We start from the raw sequence: 16666 nt of genomic DNA on the forward strand, positions 1-16666 counted from the left end.
TTGTGGAAAAAGAACGGTTTGGTTGGGAATGTAAGGACGAAAATGTAACTTTGCCATAACGAAAAACTTTATGCCTAAAGATACGAAAACTTTGGGTAATAACAAAGCCCGGGCTTGAGAAAGTCTGGGCTTTGCGCATAAAAAAAGGCTGTGTCAGCATTTTGACACAACCTCTTTTCGTATAATCCTTGTTATGCAGAGTCCGAAGCCTGCCGACCGGTATCTTATTTGTCCAGCTCCTTCAGCAGTTCTTCTACGGCAACTTTCAGTTGGGTATCTTCACCCTTTACGATGGTTTCGGGCGAGTTGGCCACTTTGATGTCCGGTTCCAGTTGGCTGTTCTCCAGGTAGCTGCCGTCGGGCAGGCGGTAACCCACAACGGGGATGCCGAATACGAGCGACGGGTCTTGCAGACGCTCCCAGGATACGCTTGTCATGGTTCCCGGAACGGGCATACCCGCCAGTTTGCCGATATTCCGGTGGCGGTACACCCACGGTGTGCCGTGTGCATTGGAATAGTTGGCTTCGCAGGTCACCATAATGGAAGGCTTGTTCCAGCGGCGGCTGGGCATGTCGCAGGCTTCGCGGCCGCGAACCACTTGCGTGAAGTACTTCTGGCCGCTGAACAGAATTTCGATGTCCTCGTGCAGGCGTCCGCCGCCATTGAAGCGGGTGTCGATGACAATGCCCTCGCGGTTGTTGTATTTGCCCAAAATGTCTGAGTAGACGGAGCGGAAACTGTCATCGCCCATTGATTCGATATGAACATATCCCAGCCGTCCGCCGGACCATCTGTCCACATCTGCTGCACGTTGTTTCACCCAGCGGGTATAGAGCAGGGTATTCAGTGCGCTGCCGCTTATCGGAATTACCACCTCTTCCCAGCGTTCTTTGGTTTGCGGGTTGTAGAGTGAGACGAGGGTTTTCTTTTTGGCTTTATCATTTAATAATGTGTAGTAATCCATTTCAGGGGTAATTTCTGTGCCGTCAATCTTTTCAATGATGATGCCTGCCTTTGCTTTAGTTGAGGCGTTATCGAACGGACCTTTCTCTATGACTTCGGCAATGCGCATCCCTTTGTCCCGGTAATTCCAGTCGAAAAGCAGTCCCAGACTGGCAGTCGGTTCGCTTTGTCCGGAAGCGTAGTAACGGCCGCCGGTGTGCGATACGTTCAGCTCGCCCAGCCATTCGCTCAACAGTTCGGCAAAGTCGTAGTTATTGTCTATGTGAGGCAGGAACTTGCGGTAGGCGGCGCTCATGGCATCCCAGTCTACACCGTGCATATCGGTGTTGTAGAAACGCTTCTTCTGCTGTTTGTACACGTGGTTGAACATATATTCGCGTTCCGCCGCCAAATCCATTTTGGCTTGTGCCCGGTAAGTGACAGGCTTCAGCTCATCGGATGCCATATTCATCTTCTGCATGGTTTTGCCGCCCAGCAGGAAAAGGTTCTTGCCGTCTTTGTCCATTTCCATGGAAGCCCAGCCGGCATCCATTTTGTGAAGCAGCCGGGTGTCTTTCTTGCGGAGATCCATTTTCCAAAGGTCGTAACCGCCTTCAAAGGCGGCAAAGTAATAAAGGGTCTCACCGTCTTTGGAGATGATGACGCTGCCCATGTCCGAGGAATTCGGGGTGAGGCGTACCATGCGGTCTTCCATGTTTTTCAGTTCTACGGTGATGTCCTTTACCTGAGCCTTGTCATCGTCCGCGGCTTTTTCTTGTCCTGCATCTTTCTTGCTGCCTTTCTTACCTTTGGCAGTGTCCTTGCTTTGCGCTTTTTTCTGTTCGGCTTCCAGTTCCTTGCGCAGTTCGTAGTCTTCCTTGCTCAGGCAGTATTTGTCGTAGGCGTCCTGATTGAGGAAAACGAGCATGGCATCGTCCTGCGAACCCCATGAGGCATGAGCGCGCATGCCGTAACGCTCCGTCTTGAAGAGAATGGCATTGCCGTCGAGGGCAAAACGGGGCGAACCGCTCATGTAGCCGCTGTTGGTCAGGTTGATGATGGGGCTGTTGCCCTGTGCGCTGACAAGACCTATATCGGAATACGGGTCGTGCCTGTTGCCGATGAATTCGAGGGTGAACCATTTTCCGTCCGGCGACCAGGCATAGTCGAACCCGCCGCTCGTGCTGTACCAGGTGGAGCCATCGGTAATCTGGCGCACTTTCTTCGTATCAAGGTTCACCACCATGAGGCGGGTACGGTCTTCTATGAATGCCAGCTCTTTACCGTCGGGCGAGAATTGCGGGAAAGCACGCTCAACGGTGGCTGACGGCAACAATGCCTCTTCTTCTACGATGGTGGCGTTCGGGAAGTTGGGGTCTTCCTTGCGGACTATTTTGGCAAGATACAACTGCCAGTTGCCGTTGCGCTCACTGGCATAAGCCAGCGTGCGGTTGTCGGGTGCGAAGGACAGGCCGCTTTCACCGGCAGGGGTGTGGGTTATCTGTTTGGTTGTGGCATAGTCTGCCGAAGTGACGAACACTTCGCCACGGGCGATGAATGCCACTTGCTTGCCGTCCGGCGAAACGGTTGCCGAGGTGGCTCCATTGGTAAAGGTCAGGCGGGCTGTATCGGGCCGGTCGTCGCGGATAATCTCTATTTGTACTTTTTGCGGGGCGGCGCCATCCTGCTGGGTATATATTTCACCGTCGTAACCATAGCACAATGTTCCGTTGCCGCTTATGGAGAGGAAGCGCACGGGATGGGTCTTGAAACTGCTTACCGCTTTTACCGCTTCGGGGTGTGCCGGCTGCAGGGAGTACACATTGAACGAACCGCCGTTGCGCTCGCTCAGGAAGTACAAGGTCTGTCCGTCCGGCGAGAGGACGGGGTTGCGGTCTTCGCCCGCGTGGCGGGTGAGGTTGGTATGCTTCTCTGTACGGCAGTCGTACATCCATATGTCGCGTGTAATGGAAGAGGTGTGGTGCTTCCGCCACTGGTCTTCAAATCCTTTTTGGTCTTGGTAGAAAAACATGTCGCCCGTTTTGTCGAAGCAGAGGGCTTCGGCGGGAGTACCCAATACCTGTTCGGTGCGTCCGCCGGTTGCGGGGACTTTATAAAGCTCGGTCATGGCAGGACTGGGGAAGAGCGCACTTCCGGCCGGGTCCTGTATGGCGGCGGAGAAAAGGATATACTTGCCGTCGGGCGTGAATGCGGAAGGGATTTCTCCTGCCGAGTTGGTGGTCAGGCGTTGTGCCGCACCGCCATTGGAAGGCATTACGAATACGTCGAAATTTCCTTGCCTGTCGCTGGCAAACGCTATCTGTTTGCCGTCCGGCGACCATACGGGAGACGATTCGTAAGACTCCTGCGTGGTGAGCTGCGTGGCCGTACCGCCTTTTGCGGAAACTTTGTAGATGTCTCCCTTGTAACAGAAAACGATTTCCGTACCGTCGGGTGAAATCTGTATGTCGCGCATCCAGAGAGGGGTTGCGGCATAGGTGGTGAGGGTAGTGAAACCCAGTGTGAGATAAGCAAAAATTTTCTTCATATCGGATAGGATTCTATTAATATTCTTGGGGGGATTGAAGCCTTTTTTCGGTGAGACAGTCTTTCGCAGCTATTTGATACCTCTTGCTTTGTAGATTATTTCTTTGGCATTGTTGATGTCCTGGAGTTTCTCTTCGGCGGCGCGTTTGATGTCTTCTCCCAGTGTGGCTACCCGGTCGGGGTGGTGCTTCAGTACCAGTTTGCGATAGGCGGCACGCACCTCCTCATCGGTGGCTGTAGGAAGAATTTCCAGAACTTTGTAGGCAGCTTCCAGGGAGTTTCCGCCCAGGTTGAGCATGGATTCCACTTCTTTCTCGGACAGTCCCATATAGGTTGCCACTTCTTTCAGCGCTTCTATCTCTTCGCGGCAGACGTTGTTGTCGCTCCGGGCTATGTTGGCAAGGAATCCCAGCAGTTGCAGGCGTTCCTCGTATGTGAGGTTGGCGGCTATCTGCCTGCCGCAATCACGGATGGTCTGTCTGAATGCGAGAGGATTCTGCATGTCCATTCGCTTGCGTTGCTCGAAGAGGTTGAGCAATATCCGTTCGCCTTCGCCTACTGCCGCAACGCCGAAGTTGGCCCGTAGGAAATTGCGGACGTATTCCATTTCACTGTGCATGATGCGTCCGTCTGCCCGTATGATGTACGAGGCCATTACCAGCATCGAAAAAAGAAAACTGTTCCGTTGCCCGGCAAAGACATCTTCCTCAGTCTGTCCGTTGCCATAGTCTGTCGTATAACTTGCAGTATTGCCACCGAGCTCTATCAGCGACCCGAGTGCATATCCTGCCAATGCGCCGAGCGGTCCGCCTGCCATGAAGCCGATGATACCGCCAATCCATTTTCCTGCTCCCATAATTTTGTTCTTTTATCTGCAAAAATAGCAATTCTTATCCGAATAAGAGAAAGGGGTTAAAAAGAAAAACGGTCGTCACTCGTCACTTTTAGTCTTTATCCCTTTGTGGGAGAGCGATACAGACGTGGTGACACGGACGACGACAGGTGACGACCAATTTCGGTCGTCACGGGAAAAGGCTCTTTTTATCCGTCTTTCAGTTGTTAATCATCCTATAATCAGCGTATTATTGTTTAAAACAAGATTTCCTGCATTTGGGGAGATTTTGTTCATATCAGGGTCTAAAAAAGGTTAAACCGTGACTTTTCATCCCGAATGCGTAAGATAAATGTGATGTTGCCTTGTTGTTTTTCCGCTATCGCACCTTGTATAATGTTGCAACAGCATGTAGTATTCCTCGTTTTCCAATTGCGGGCTGTAGAGCCCGCAGCTGCAAACCCTGCGGTTCGCAGTTGGCAACCGCAGGGCCCGCAACTGGAAAACGGGGTTTTTATTGTGGTACGGCTACATTTATCATGCTGCTTTTCAACAAAAAAGAATAAGGAAAGTGCTGTTTTTGTGTGGGAAAAACGGGTTAGGCTTAGGCAAAAGAGAATGGAAGAAGCGGGGATTTTTTACGTTGAGCTGTTGTTGTAGATTTATTTTATTAAACTTGTAGCAAAGCATTGATTTTTCAGAAACTACAGACATTACTGCATCAATCCACCTTCAACAAAGAAAACGACTTCATTCAGCCGTTGTTTATTTTTTTTCTCGTCTTTAAAAACAGCAGGAATATGTAACACATTATCTTGAATCAGATTATCCATTAAATACCACATAACCTCATGGTACAAAATTACCATTGCTGTTTTTTCATCACTTATATTATATTGGGTTGCTATATTGCTGCAATTACTTTTAAGTTCAGAAGAAATGGAGTCAACCAGCTTTTTGATAATGTGATGAAAACGGTCTTGCTGTTTTTTTATAATAGGAAATTGTATATCCCCGTTACTGTTTGTCAAGCCATAAGGTATGAGTTTAGAAATAAGTTGTGGATTGTTTATTTTCCCAAATTTGGATATTTCTTCAGCACTTTCATCCATCGTTTTACTGCTTGGTGAGACTTCGCTGTTGAGATAGGTTAGTATAAAATTCATATCACCAAAGCCATTTGTTCCGAATTTAAGGTCTTTGCGTGGCTCATATAAAACCCAGTAGCAACCACTCCAACCAGCATGGTTGTTTATCTCATCGAATAAGACCAGTTTAGTCCACATCCTACCATCCAAAAGATATGAAAACACCAATGAGAGTGCGTTATTTTCAAATCCCATCTCCTTGATTGTATGTACGAGAGAGAGACAAAATCACTTTTAGTGTTTGAATACATAGATTTCGCAATCTCCTTACTGATATTTCTTAAAGAGGTTGTCTGTTCTTCGTCAAGAATAGGAATTGTGCATTTCCATTTTCCTTTGGTTCTGTCAATTAGTCCTCCTACTTCCAATAATAATAATTGGCTGTCAGAACACTTAACTCCCATTTTAAGAAGTTCATTTAGGGTGTGAGGCGTTCGTAGATTATATATTATTTCCCAATTATTATCTGCAAGAACATAGTCTTCCGGTTGATGTCCACTTACAGCAACGAATTGCGTAGCTTCCCACTTCTCATAAGCTCGGACATTAGTCTGAGCTTGTATTCTTGGTAATGAGATTGATAGCAAAAAGATTGTTAAAACAGAAAGTTTGAATTTGTTCATCATAATAAATTTAATTTATAATTCAGTGTTTACGTGTATTTTTGCTCGTCACGATTTGTGTTATAAATGTGTCATATATAAAAGAAAAAGGAGCTAAGTTTATCACTTAACTCCTTCATTTTTACCAGTCGGGGTGACTGGATTCGAACCAGCGACCACACGCCCCCCAGACGCGTACTCTAACCGGGCTGAGCTACACCCCGAATCGTTGTTTTGCGTGTGCAAAGGTACGTATTTATGGGGATTGTGCAAATTTTCTGCCCTCTTTTTTTGTGTTAATCGTGATATTTCTTGTTTTAATTCTATTAATGCATTGTGTATCAGTATTTTATGTCGTGGGATGATGACGAAACTATTTGTATTTGTTAGTGTAGACCTATCTTGAATGTTTTAGGAAAGTTTTAGGGAAAAGACGTGCCGAAAAAGACTGATATATTTCTTCCTAACGAATGTTAAATTGTTGATTTTTTTATATATCACTCGTTCGTTGTTTGGAAAATAATCGTATATTTTTGCTGCACGATAAATGTTGAACTTAAAATAAATAATAATATGGCAACTTTTAAAGTGCTTCTTCATGCTTCTAATAAAAGAAAGAATGGGACTTATCCCGTATCTTTGAGAATAATAAAAAACCTGAAAGTAAAGTATATCTCACTTGGGCTTTATGCAAGAAGAGAGGAGTGGGATGATGATTGTGAACGTTTCAAATGTGACAAACGTGTCTGTCCTAATTATAAGGAATATAATGCGAGAATATTACAATTGTTGGCTCGTGCGCAAACTGTCGAACGTGATTTTGAGTATGACAAAATAGATTGGACTTTGAATCAGTTTGAAGATGCCTTTCTTTATAAAAGTAAACAAGGTAAATTTCTTGATTTTGTATATCTGCGTATTACTGAAATGAAAGATACTGGGCATATTGGAAATGCCAAGGTATGGGAACGTGTTGTTTATAATCTGCGCTTGTTTGATAAACGTCTGTCTGCACGTTATTTTCAAGAAATAGATTTGAAGTATGTAAACGGCTACAATCAGTTTATGGAAAAAAGAGGTTGGTGTGGTAATACTCGCAAGCATGAATTGAAGACGTTGCGTGCTATGTTGAACAAGGCTATCTCTTTAAAGGAATGTTCTCCTACTACTTATCCTTTTGGTAAGGGTGGCTTCTGTATTTCTGCCTTGGAAGAAGAAACCCGTAAAAGGTATTTGCCTCAGGAATATCTGTCAAGCCTGATGAACTGTAAGTTTGATAACAAGCCTCGTGAAGTGGCAAGACGTCTGTTCCTATTCTCTTATTTTTGTTATGGGATGAGCTTCATTGATATGGCAAACTTGAAAAAGGAAAATATCAAGATGGAGGGTGGAGTGGAACATATTGTGTATAAAAGACACAAGACGGAACACAGCAAGAATGCCAAATTTATTAGAATACCCGTAACTGATGAATTAAGAAATCTTCTATCATGGTTTAAAGAGAATACTGTCCTTATTGGCGACTGTCTTCTACCTTTGGTTTCGAAAGATTATAATGGTGAGCAACTGTATGATCACTTGCGTAGAAGATTGGCACGTTATAATGACCGTCTAAAAGAAATAGGCGAGGAGCTTGGCTTCACTGAAAAGCTGACGAGTTATGTAAGCAGGCATTCCATGGCTATGACTTTACAAGCTGACGGTGTTTCCCGTGAAATGATAAGTCAAGTGATGGGACATAAGGATTTGGAAACGACTAATACCTATTTGGACAGTTTTGGTGATGCTGAAATAGAGAGAGTTACGATTGGTGCTTTGTATAAAAATAGAGTGAGTTTATAAATAATAAAATATATAAAAAATGAAAAAAAAGGACTTTAAAAGGGAACTTATCAGCCCTAATTATAGAATTGATAATAATGTGATGCGCAGGTATATGCGTGAAGTTTTTGCTTCGAAAGAAATGATTGAGCAGGAAATTGCCGAAGTTGAATCGCTTATAAAATCCCGCTGTGAAAGGTATGGAATAATAACAATGGAAGATAATCTTCAATGTTTACGAACTGGTAATGGCTTTGAACTGATAGAAGGGGGTAAACAATCTCTTGCTTATATTCGTGAAGAACTGAATAAATATAGACAGAATTTTGCTGACGATTTGACCTTTTGGTCTGAGGTAGAGAAAGATTGGGATAATCTGCCTTATTTGTTGACGGATTTGAACGAAATTGAGAATTTTAACCTGAGTGTTTATCTCGTTGAATTAAGGTTGTGGCTGGAGAAATATTCTAATATTCCTAAAAAGAAAAAAATGTTGGTGACAATGAATAGTAGATATGATGAAGAAACTTTGAAAAATGTATATAATTTTTTAAAAACTACTGTTTATTGGGCTGGTGAAAATGTCAGTAGTCGCGATTTTTTGAGGATATTTAAAACCTCGTCAGTTGATGATATAAAAAAGATTCGTATTCGAAATCTGCGGGGGTGTAAGGCTTTTGTTAGACTCTTGGTTGATTCTTTGGTAGGAACTTTTGATGCTAAAATAGTTAATTTGTGCTTTTGTGATGAAGAGAATAAATCTTTGAATGTACAGATTCATAATACAGCATCTGGAAAATATGCAATAGAGTTGAAGAGATTACTTTCTAAGGATAACAAGGTTAAATAGTCTATATTTTGCGCATGCATTTTCTGTTTATAAGAGCCTGATACTTAATTGTATCAGGCTCTTTTTGTATGTGTATATAGTTGCGCAAATGTGATTTTTTTGTTTGAATACTACTGTATAATTTTGCTGTTGTTTAAAAAAAATATATATGAAAAAAATACAAATTACTGACCTCTCAATGGACGAGTTGAAGAAAATATTAAGTGAAGTAATGAACGAGTGTATGAATACAAATGGGTCATCAGATTCTGATATAATCGGGATAGATGAAGTCTGTAAAATGACAGGTATGTCGAAGTATACAGTTTATAAGAAGACCTCTAATAGAGAAATCCCTTTTTATAAATCGACTTTGGGCAGACGGAGTGTCTTGCGTTTTGTCCGTTCTGAGATTAGGACCTGGATGTTAAGACATCGGATAGGGACGGTCGATGAATTCTTGGAGGAACAAGATGGTGTATATAATAAGTAATATAATATTAGTAATTTAAGAATATATCATTATGTATGATACATTAAAATTTATATTAAAAGAGGAAGAACTAAATAATGAAATTAGTTTTATAGAGGAGGTTTCTTGTAGACTGACTGATGTGAAATACTATAATAATAGGGTGGTAGGTCGTATTAAAAATATGCAGGTAGATATAAGGGGCACTACTTTAATTGTGGAGGGTAGTCTAACAAAATGGTTTTTGGGTAATAATTATGAAAGGTTTTTATTATTGTGGGAAATTAGATCAGCGATAAGGTGTTTGGGTTCTGCTCTTGGAGTTCCGATAGAAAAGGCTAAAGTTAGTAGAATGGATATAGCTTTTAATTTTAGGGTAAGTTATGTGCCTTGGTTGTATTTGACTAAATTACTTTATTTTGATAGTTATCATCGTTCGAATATAGAAAAGGAGACTCTCTATTTTGACAGGTATGATTGTCAGCTTGTGTTTTATGACAAGATGAATGAATTAAAAAGTTGTGGTGTGGAAGAATTGGCACATTTGAATTTGTTAAGATATGAGTTCCGTTTTAAAAAGGTAACGAAATTGTTTGGTGAAGTAAGGGGCAGTTGTTTGTATGATTCTGATTTTTGTCTGTCGTTGTTGGAGAAATGGTATAGATGTTATATGGATATTGATAAGCAGGTAGAAGAGGCTGGTCTGAAATTTACTGGTGTAAAGGGTATGAAAGAGTCTTGTGTTGCCTTGTGTATGTCTGAAATAAATATGTTCGAGGCGGTTGAAGAAGCTTTTGTAAAGAAAGAGATAAACAGTGCTGTTAAGTTTGCTGTCCTACAAGAGTTAAGGAGAATAAGAAGTATTTATTTGGATAATGAAAAAGAGCCTTTAATAAATGAGTTGACGAGAAAGATAGATAATGCCTATGTAATGTTGAAAAGGCGATATAATGTTTCTCCTGCCCGTATGGAGCTTCTTAATGGGTCGTATAATAATGTATCGTGAAATAATCGTTTTTATTCGTTTTTTGATATGGTATTTATTAAAGGTGGATTGTAATCAGTAGTAAATCATAATTGTGCAAAAAAACGCTTATTTACAATCTTTCTGCTTATGTTGGTGAAATGTCATGGATAGAAGATTTTCTTGCAACATTGAAACAAACGAAATATCGTTTACAACTTCATTAAAATTTGTAAGATAGTCTTGAATATCATTGTACTGCGGGGTTGACTTTGCTGAGGACAATAATTCAAGACTATCATTTTAAATGATTTGAAAATATGTCAGTAGAATTTCAAAGTGGATTTGATGAACTGATGAAAGCTCGTAGAGCTTCTGTTGGTGAGATAAGACGTTACGGTAAGTTTGATTATCGTAAAACTCCTTACGGTTGGGTTTATGTAGGTGAGAATAAATTATATCAAATTAATGAACAATTTAATAAAATACTTGATAAACAAATTAAAGGTGAACTTCCTAAAGATTATAAGTATAAACTTGGAAAACCTGAGAATATATTATCAAGCGCTGGATTTCCTGATAGGGAAATTCGTTTAATGGCTTCTACTCTATCTTTAAAATCGAGTAAAAAATATAAAAACAATCATCCTTTTGATTTGAAGGATGTAAGGAATTTACCTTTTGCTTTAAATCATCCTATTTTTATATTTAATAGTAAAACCCAACCTACATCAAAGGTAGTTATAACTGATTTAAAAAGTAATAATGTAAATTTACTTATTGCTTTACAGATTGATTTTAAAGAAAAGGATGCTATTGTAATTTCTATAAGAAGTATTTATCCTAAAGAAAGTCAGCAGTCTATATTAAATTGGGTAAATGAAGGTTTGTTAGTTTGGAGAGATAAAAAGAAAGCGCTGAAATTTTCATCTAAACTGCAGTCCAATTCCGCAGAAGTTAGAGAAAATACCAGCGCTTTGTTTGATGCTGTAAATATCATAAGAAAATTTGAGAATGCCAACAAAAAGGATAACGAGTTAAATATAATTAAAGATAAATTAAGAAAAAGTAGTTCATCTAAACTGCAGTCTAATTCCGCAGACGTTAGAGGAACTACTTTAAAAAAGAGTCTCGATCATACGACTCCTGATGATTCCGTCCTTCAGTATGGCCTGGATCTGTTCCGGTATAAAACCTCTCCTGTTTCCATCGACTCTTTTTATAAAGAAGAGAGTGGGCGAAGCTGCTCTTCACTGCCTAAAGATACGACTAATACGAATGATATGCAACAATTTATGGACGAAATTATAGAAAAGAGTAAGAAAGGTGCACCTATTGGTACAGAGAGGACCTACAGTAATGGTAAGACTTATATTAGGGCTAATTTATTGGAATAACGATATTTATATTCTTGTTTTTTCTGTGTGGTAAACAGTTTTTCTTGTTTTATACAAAATTATGTAATAAATATTTGGACAGTCAAAAATAATTAAATATATTTGTTTTGTGGTTATGTAAATGACACTATAATAGATAGTTATATATAGTATATGATTATAGTAACAGACAAATATTATGATTATGGAGACTAAGAATAAGGGTTTTGATACTGGTATAGCAAGTGAGTATTTGGTACTGTCTATGTTGTACCGTCTTGGGATAGATGCTTATATGACATTGGGGAATAAGAAAAGTGTAGATATTTGGATAAAGAATGATGACGACTTTGCCATTGAAATAGATGTAAAGTCTGTTCGTGAATATGATTCTATTCCTGTCGGTAATGTGGAAGCTAAGGATAATCGTTATATTGTCTTTGTAATATATAATAAGAAGTTTGACTTTAAAGATGTTCCTACACTGCCTGAATTTTATATTGTTCCAAGTAAATATGTGGTAGAGAATAGAACAAAATATGACTTAAAAAGTGGTGGAGAACGTTTTAATATCTTTAAAAAGGATATAAAGGACTATATCAATCGTTGGGATTTATTGAAAAAAAGGTGATAGTTATCAATTATAAATAAGGGGATTATATAGTTATGTCAGCTTATGGAGTGACGCTTCTGCTAATTAAGAAAGAGGACGAAAAGGAGTTTGTTGTCTGTAGTACGGAAGATTTGAACATGGATTATCACGAACTTCGTAATTTATATTCGTTTAGGGAAGAACATAATGATGGTTATATGGACTATTACTTGGATATACCTAAGGAAGAATTGCCAACTATATATGATCAGACAAAACGAACTGTAGGTTATACGAAGAGGCAACTATTAAAATATCATGAGGAGCAGTTGAAAGTCTTGGACTCTATTATGTTGCGGACTGATTATGACTTTATTCGCATTCATATTTATGAATTTGATTGTTATGGTGTAGATTAATGTATAATTATTAACGATTAAAAGTGTATGAAAACTGTTAAGGGGAAAGAAAAACGTCCAGTTCACCCTCGTTGGAATGATACAAGTGGTATAAGTGTTATTTATAGAGCGACTGAAGAAGAGAGAAAAAAAGCAACTGAAAAGATGGTCGATACTGCTGTTAGGAATATTGAAAAATTTCATGCTGACAAGAATAAGCAAAATATAAAAGACTTGAAGAGTTGTCAGAAAGATTATTTGCAAGAAGAAAAGGAACTTCAACGGAAAATTTCTCTTGGGATGAAAAAGTACAGAGAGAAATTGTCAAAAGAATATATGGAAATTGGGCATGAAATAGAGTTGTCTTTGGCAGAGCAACATATAATTAGTGGCTTGGATAAATATATAGAAGAAGGTAATTTTGATATGGTAGAACAGTATATGTTCTATATGTTTAGAGATTACGGGATTGACTTGCTTGAAAATTATGAGGTGGCAGACAGAGTTGAATATATAAAGAGAATTCTGCCTACTTTGATAGATATAAAGATGAGAAAATCTATTTTAGAAGAAATCACAGAAATGATTACCAATGATATTGAAGATATTAAATCTCTAATTGAGACGAAGAGGGGGCTGTTTATATTGGAAAAGAAAATAGCTTCTCAATAGATATTGGATTTAATTACGAAAAATAGAATGCCGTTTGACTATTTTGTTGAATGGTATTCTTTTTATATATGGCTTGCCACTATAAGGAAGATAATATTGTGTGTTCTGAATGTATGGGGATTTACATTAAAGAACCGCGTTGTATATAATGGTCTGTTTTGTTGTCCACGGTTAAAGAATGTCCGACCTTTATAGTAAATAAAAAAGCTATAAAGTTATGAATGTTTTAGACGTTGATTTGTATCAATTTGAATTAGTTTATAGGATTTGTTTTAGGAAAGTTGTACAGAAAAAAGAAAAAGGAGTTGAACTGATTGCTCTAACTCCTTGTATATCTGTAAGTTATATTAAGTTCTTGAATATAAGCTCTTTGGTTCCCCCAGACGCGTACTCTAACCGGGCTGAGCTACACCCCGAATTGCGGATGCAAAAGTACGTCTTTATTTTGAAATAGCAAATACTTCTGTGATTTTTTATTGCCTTTATTTTACCTTTATTTTAAAATTCGCTGTTTATCAGTGTTTTCTTATTGTTAAATAAATCTGAAATAGTAGGTGATTGCAATATCCGGCCGGAAAAACGGATGATTCTTTGGGGCATATTACCTTTTTCTTGTTTATTTATATTAGCTTTGCCATCTCCCAAAAGCAGTTATAAACCGTATAAACAATATATTTGATGATGGATATACCTAAATTGCGCTTGTTGAACCAGCAGTTGGCGAATCCTTTGTTTCATTCTCCGAAAGAGTTGGTGTCCTGGATGGGAGCTGTCCAGGCACAGGATTATGCAATGGCTAAATGGGCGGTGGGTATGCGCCTGGCTTCGGCCACTGTCCGGACGGTGGAAGAAGCGTTGCAGAGAGGAGAGATTTTAAGAACGCATGTAATGCGCCCTACGTGGCATCTGGTGGCGGCAGAAGATATTCGTTGGATGCTGAAGCTCTCTGCCCGGCGTATAAAAGCTGCCAATGAGGCATACGCCAAAGGCAGGGAAGAGATATCCGAGGAACTTTACAGTAAAAGCAATCGTGCATTGGAAACGATTCTTGCCGGAAAGAAAAGGCTGACCAGGCTGGAAATAGCGGAACACTTCCGGCATTCGGGGCTGGCGGCGGACAACTATCATATGACCCGCTTTATGGTACGGGCGGAAGTGGAAGGCATCGTTTGCGGAGGAGAGTCTAAAGGCGGAAAGCATGCTTACATGCTTCTGGAAGAGTGCGTGCCACCTGTGCCGGACATAACGAAGGACGAGGCTCTGGCACGTTTGGCAAGGAACTATTTCCGTAGTCATACCCCTGCCACTTTACAGGATTTTGTGTGGTGGTCCGGACTATCCGTAACGGAAGCGAAACAAGGTATATACCTGATAGGCTGTGAACTGACGGAAGAGCAGTGGAAAGGGCAGACCTGGTATCTTCATGAGTCCGGCAGAACCCGCGGCAGCATAAAAGGGCATATACGGTTTCTGCCGCCGTACGATGAGCTGCTGCTGGGTTATAAAGACCGGACGGATGCGCTCCCTTCCGAACACTGTTCCAAAGCTTTTACAGGGAACGGATTGTTCTTCCCGGTAATACTTTACGAAGGGCAGATTGTAGGGAACTGGGACAGGAAGGTTAAAAGAAACGGATGCGACCCGGGGTATTCTCTCTTCCGGCAGGAAAGCCGTATAGATGAGGCTTTATTGGACAAAGCACAACAGCAGTATATGCAGTTCTTGGGAAAGTGAGGGATTTATACCCCCATACATTCCCGGTAAAAGTCGAACACCTCGAAAATCGTTTCTTTGTCCGCCGTCTGGTTCAGGCAGATATCGCCTACCTCTTTCAGCAGCGTGAAATTGATGATGCCGGCAGTGTTTTTCTTGTCATGCAACATCAGTTCGTAAAGGCTGTCGTATTGCTTGCAGCTAAAGGCGAAAGCGCCGTAATTCTCTTTGATAAATTGGATGGTCTGGCGCATTTTATCTTTAGGAAAGCCGGCTTTGAGGTAGGAGAGGTAAAGTTCGCACACAAGTCCCCACGCCACGGCATAACCATGCAGTACCGGACGGTTTTCGGCCAGGGCAAGACTCTCGAAAGCATGTCCTATGGTGTGTCCCAGATTGAGCGCCTTGCGTATGCCGTGCTCTTTGGGGTCTTGTTCCACAATATCTTCCTTTACCTGTACGGAGCGCCCTACCATTGTCCTGAGTGCGGAGTAATCTATGTTTTCTGTATCGAAAGACAGCAGCTCCGCCAGATGGTCGGAAGTGCTGATGAGTCCGTGCTTCAACATTTCGGCATAGCCGGAGAAAAAGTTGCGGGCATCGAGGCTGCGCAGGAACCCGGTTTCCAGCAAGACGGAGGAAGCAGGGGCGAAGACACCGATTTCATTCTTCAGTCCGTTGAAGTTGATGCCTGTTTTTCCGCCTACGGATGCGTCTACCATGGCAAGCAGGGTAGTAGGGATGTTGATGTATGCAATGCCGCGTTTGAAAGTGGCAGCCGCAAAGCCGCCGAGGTCGGTGGCCATTCCGCCGCCCAGGTTTATCAAGAGCGAATGGCGGGTGGCTCCCTGTTCGCTCAGAGCCTGCCACACGGAAGCCAGCGTCTCCAGGTTCTTGTGCACGTCTTCTGCTCCGATAATGATTTCGGCGGCATTTTCCAGTGCGGGGATGCTTTGCAGTTGCGGCAGGCAAAGGCGGTGCGTATGTTCGTCGGTAAGGATGAAAAGCTTGTCGTGAGGACATTTTCCGATGGCATGCGTCAGGTCGTTTTCCAACTCCTTGCAGAGGATTACTTCTTGTTTACTCATTTGACTTATTACGGATTAGAAGTTGTAAATTATGGAAGGGAGCATTGCTCTCTTTATTTATTATGCTACAAAGATAGTTCTTTCAACAATAAAACGTTATCTTTGTTTCCGAAAATCTATGTATTTGTAAGGTGTCCGCACCGTAACCTTTAATTTGTATGTAAGAAAATGAAAGCTTTACTTCCCGTATACTGCCGTCCGTTGGGCTATTTCGTAATTGCGCTGGCCTTGTTCCTTCCGTTCTTGATGATGCTTACGGGCAGGGTTACAGATGCCAATCTGCTGTTTTATAAAGAGTGCTCCAAACTCCTGATGATGCTGGGGGCATTGATGATACTCTTTGCGCTGACGAAAGGCGAATGCAAGGCGACAGAGGAGATACGCAACAAAGCCACGCGCAATGCGATGTTCCTTACCGTGCTCTTTATTTTCGGAGGCATGCTGTACAGGGTGGCGCAGGGCGATATTATGTCCGTCGATTCTTCTTCTTTCCTGATATTCCTGATTATGAACGTCCTCTGCCTTGAATTCGGCATAAAGAAAGCGACCGTGGACAACCTGTTCAAGCGGAATAACCGGTAATTAAACAAAATCATTCTGTAGCCCGTTAAACCTTTTGCCCGTACTTTTGTCAAAAGCATCAGTTACAAATAAACAGTGTTGATTATT

14 protein-coding genes and 1 tRNA gene are annotated in these 16666 nt (G+C 41.4%); 10 read left to right on the forward strand and 5 right to left on the reverse strand.

The features are described from left to right. Window positions 1-224: 224 nt before the first annotated feature. The 4 genes from H8S52_RS14965 to H8S52_RS14980 form a co-directional block, all read right to left on the reverse strand. A complete protein-coding gene (locus H8S52_RS14965; RefSeq protein ID WP_186910129.1) occupies window positions 225-3491 on the reverse strand; it encodes a S41 family peptidase in 3267 nt (1088 codons plus the stop codon). 69 nt (window positions 3492-3560) lie between these two features. Then, window positions 3561-4346, reverse strand: coding sequence for a TerB family tellurite resistance protein (locus H8S52_RS14970; protein WP_186910130.1), 786 nt, complete (start codon window positions 4344-4346; stop codon window positions 3561-3563). A 689-nt stretch (window positions 4347-5035) separates the two neighbouring features. Further along, window positions 5036-5665, reverse strand: a complete 630-nt coding sequence (locus tag H8S52_RS20015) for a hypothetical protein (RefSeq protein ID WP_255470088.1) — start codon at window positions 5663-5665, stop codon at window positions 5036-5038. A gap of 556 nt (window positions 5666-6221) precedes the next feature. Next, window positions 6222-6296: transfer RNA gene (locus tag H8S52_RS14980), tRNA-Pro, on the reverse strand. Window positions 6297-6645: 349 nt separating this feature from the next. On the opposite strand from H8S52_RS14980, the gene H8S52_RS14985 reads away from it, so the two are divergent. The 9 genes from H8S52_RS14985 to H8S52_RS15025 all read left to right on the forward strand — a co-directional run bounded on the left by H8S52_RS14985 (window position 6646) and on the right by H8S52_RS15025 (window position 14930). Next, window positions 6646-7914 carry a site-specific integrase gene (locus H8S52_RS14985; RefSeq protein ID WP_186910131.1) on the forward strand — a complete coding sequence of 423 codons (1269 nt, stop codon included), beginning with the start codon at window positions 6646-6648 and terminating at the stop codon, window positions 7912-7914. Window positions 7915-7933: 19 nt separating this feature from the next. Beyond that, a complete protein-coding gene (locus tag H8S52_RS14990) occupies window positions 7934-8743 on the forward strand; it encodes a hypothetical protein (RefSeq protein ID WP_186910132.1) in 810 nt (269 codons plus the stop codon). A 223-nt stretch (window positions 8744-8966) separates the two neighbouring features. Then, window positions 8967-9215 carry an AlpA family transcriptional regulator gene (locus tag H8S52_RS14995; protein ID WP_255470092.1) on the forward strand — a complete coding sequence of 83 codons (249 nt, stop codon included), beginning with the start codon at window positions 8967-8969 and terminating at the stop codon, window positions 9213-9215. Window positions 9216-9246: 31 nt separating this feature from the next. Then, window positions 9247-10200, forward strand: coding sequence for a phage/plasmid replication protein (locus tag H8S52_RS15000; protein WP_186910133.1), 954 nt, complete (start codon window positions 9247-9249; stop codon window positions 10198-10200). Between the two features lie 278 nt (window positions 10201-10478). Continuing rightward, window positions 10479-11555, forward strand: coding sequence for a hypothetical protein (locus H8S52_RS15005; RefSeq protein ID WP_186910142.1), 1077 nt, complete (start codon window positions 10479-10481; stop codon window positions 11553-11555). Window positions 11556-11733: 178 nt separating this feature from the next. Then, a complete protein-coding gene (locus tag H8S52_RS15010; RefSeq protein ID WP_255470089.1) occupies window positions 11734-12165 on the forward strand; it encodes a hypothetical protein in 432 nt (143 codons plus the stop codon). A gap of 35 nt (window positions 12166-12200) precedes the next feature. Further along, the gene (locus H8S52_RS15015) at window positions 12201-12545 is read left to right on the forward strand and encodes a hypothetical protein (RefSeq protein ID WP_186910134.1); all 345 of its coding nucleotides are present in this window, start codon (window positions 12201-12203) and stop codon (window positions 12543-12545) included. 27 nt (window positions 12546-12572) lie between these two features. Further along, window positions 12573-13196 carry a hypothetical protein gene (locus H8S52_RS15020; RefSeq protein WP_186910135.1) on the forward strand — a complete coding sequence of 208 codons (624 nt, stop codon included), beginning with the start codon at window positions 12573-12575 and terminating at the stop codon, window positions 13194-13196. Window positions 13197-13877: 681 nt separating this feature from the next. Next, complete coding sequence (locus H8S52_RS15025) at window positions 13878-14930, forward strand: winged helix DNA-binding domain-containing protein (RefSeq protein WP_186910144.1); 1053 nt, start codon at window positions 13878-13880, stop codon at window positions 14928-14930. Window positions 14931-14935: 5 nt separating this feature from the next. Here the strand turns inward: H8S52_RS15025 and aroB are convergent, their stop codons facing one another. After that, the gene (gene aroB, locus H8S52_RS15030) at window positions 14936-15997 is read right to left on the reverse strand and encodes a 3-dehydroquinate synthase (protein ID WP_117985723.1); all 1062 of its coding nucleotides are present in this window, start codon (window positions 15995-15997) and stop codon (window positions 14936-14938) included. 168 nt (window positions 15998-16165) lie between these two features. Here aroB and H8S52_RS15035 point away from each other — a divergent pair, with 168 nt between their 5' ends. After that, window positions 16166-16579, forward strand: coding sequence for a hypothetical protein (locus tag H8S52_RS15035; protein ID WP_022103883.1), 414 nt, complete (start codon window positions 16166-16168; stop codon window positions 16577-16579). Window positions 16580-16666 lie beyond the last annotated feature (87 nt).

Source organism: Bacteroides sp. NSJ-48 (genome assembly GCF_014287405.1).
GTDB classification, from domain to species: Bacteria; Bacteroidota; Bacteroidia; order Bacteroidales; family Bacteroidaceae; genus Bacteroides; species Bacteroides stercoris.

Coding starts and splice junctions, on each gene's coding strand:
- H8S52_RS14965 (WP_186910129.1), bottom strand. CDS start 3,491: ATGAAGAAAATTTTTGCTTATCTCACACTGGGTTTCACTACCCTCACC.
- H8S52_RS14970 (WP_186910130.1), bottom strand. CDS start 4,346: ATGGGAGCAGGAAAATGGATTGGCGGTATCATCGGCTTCATGGCAGGC.
- H8S52_RS20015 (WP_255470088.1), bottom strand. CDS start 5,665: ATGGGATTTGAAAATAACGCACTCTCATTGGTGTTTTCATATCTTTTG.
- H8S52_RS14985 (WP_186910131.1), top strand. CDS start 6,646: ATGGCAACTTTTAAAGTGCTTCTTCATGCTTCTAATAAAAGAAAGAAT.
- H8S52_RS14990 (WP_186910132.1), top strand. CDS start 7,934: ATGAAAAAAAAGGACTTTAAAAGGGAACTTATCAGCCCTAATTATAGA.
- H8S52_RS14995 (WP_255470092.1), top strand. CDS start 8,967: ATGAATACAAATGGGTCATCAGATTCTGATATAATCGGGATAGATGAA.
- H8S52_RS15000 (WP_186910133.1), top strand. CDS start 9,247: ATGTATGATACATTAAAATTTATATTAAAAGAGGAAGAACTAAATAAT.
- H8S52_RS15005 (WP_186910142.1), top strand. CDS start 10,479: ATGTCAGTAGAATTTCAAAGTGGATTTGATGAACTGATGAAAGCTCGT.
- H8S52_RS15010 (WP_255470089.1), top strand. CDS start 11,734: ATGATTATGGAGACTAAGAATAAGGGTTTTGATACTGGTATAGCAAGT.
- H8S52_RS15015 (WP_186910134.1), top strand. CDS start 12,201: ATGTCAGCTTATGGAGTGACGCTTCTGCTAATTAAGAAAGAGGACGAA.
- H8S52_RS15020 (WP_186910135.1), top strand. CDS start 12,573: ATGAAAACTGTTAAGGGGAAAGAAAAACGTCCAGTTCACCCTCGTTGG.
- H8S52_RS15025 (WP_186910144.1), top strand. CDS start 13,878: ATGGATATACCTAAATTGCGCTTGTTGAACCAGCAGTTGGCGAATCCT.
- aroB (WP_117985723.1), bottom strand. CDS start 15,997: ATGAGTAAACAAGAAGTAATCCTCTGCAAGGAGTTGGAAAACGACCTG.
- H8S52_RS15035 (WP_022103883.1), top strand. CDS start 16,166: ATGAAAGCTTTACTTCCCGTATACTGCCGTCCGTTGGGCTATTTCGTA.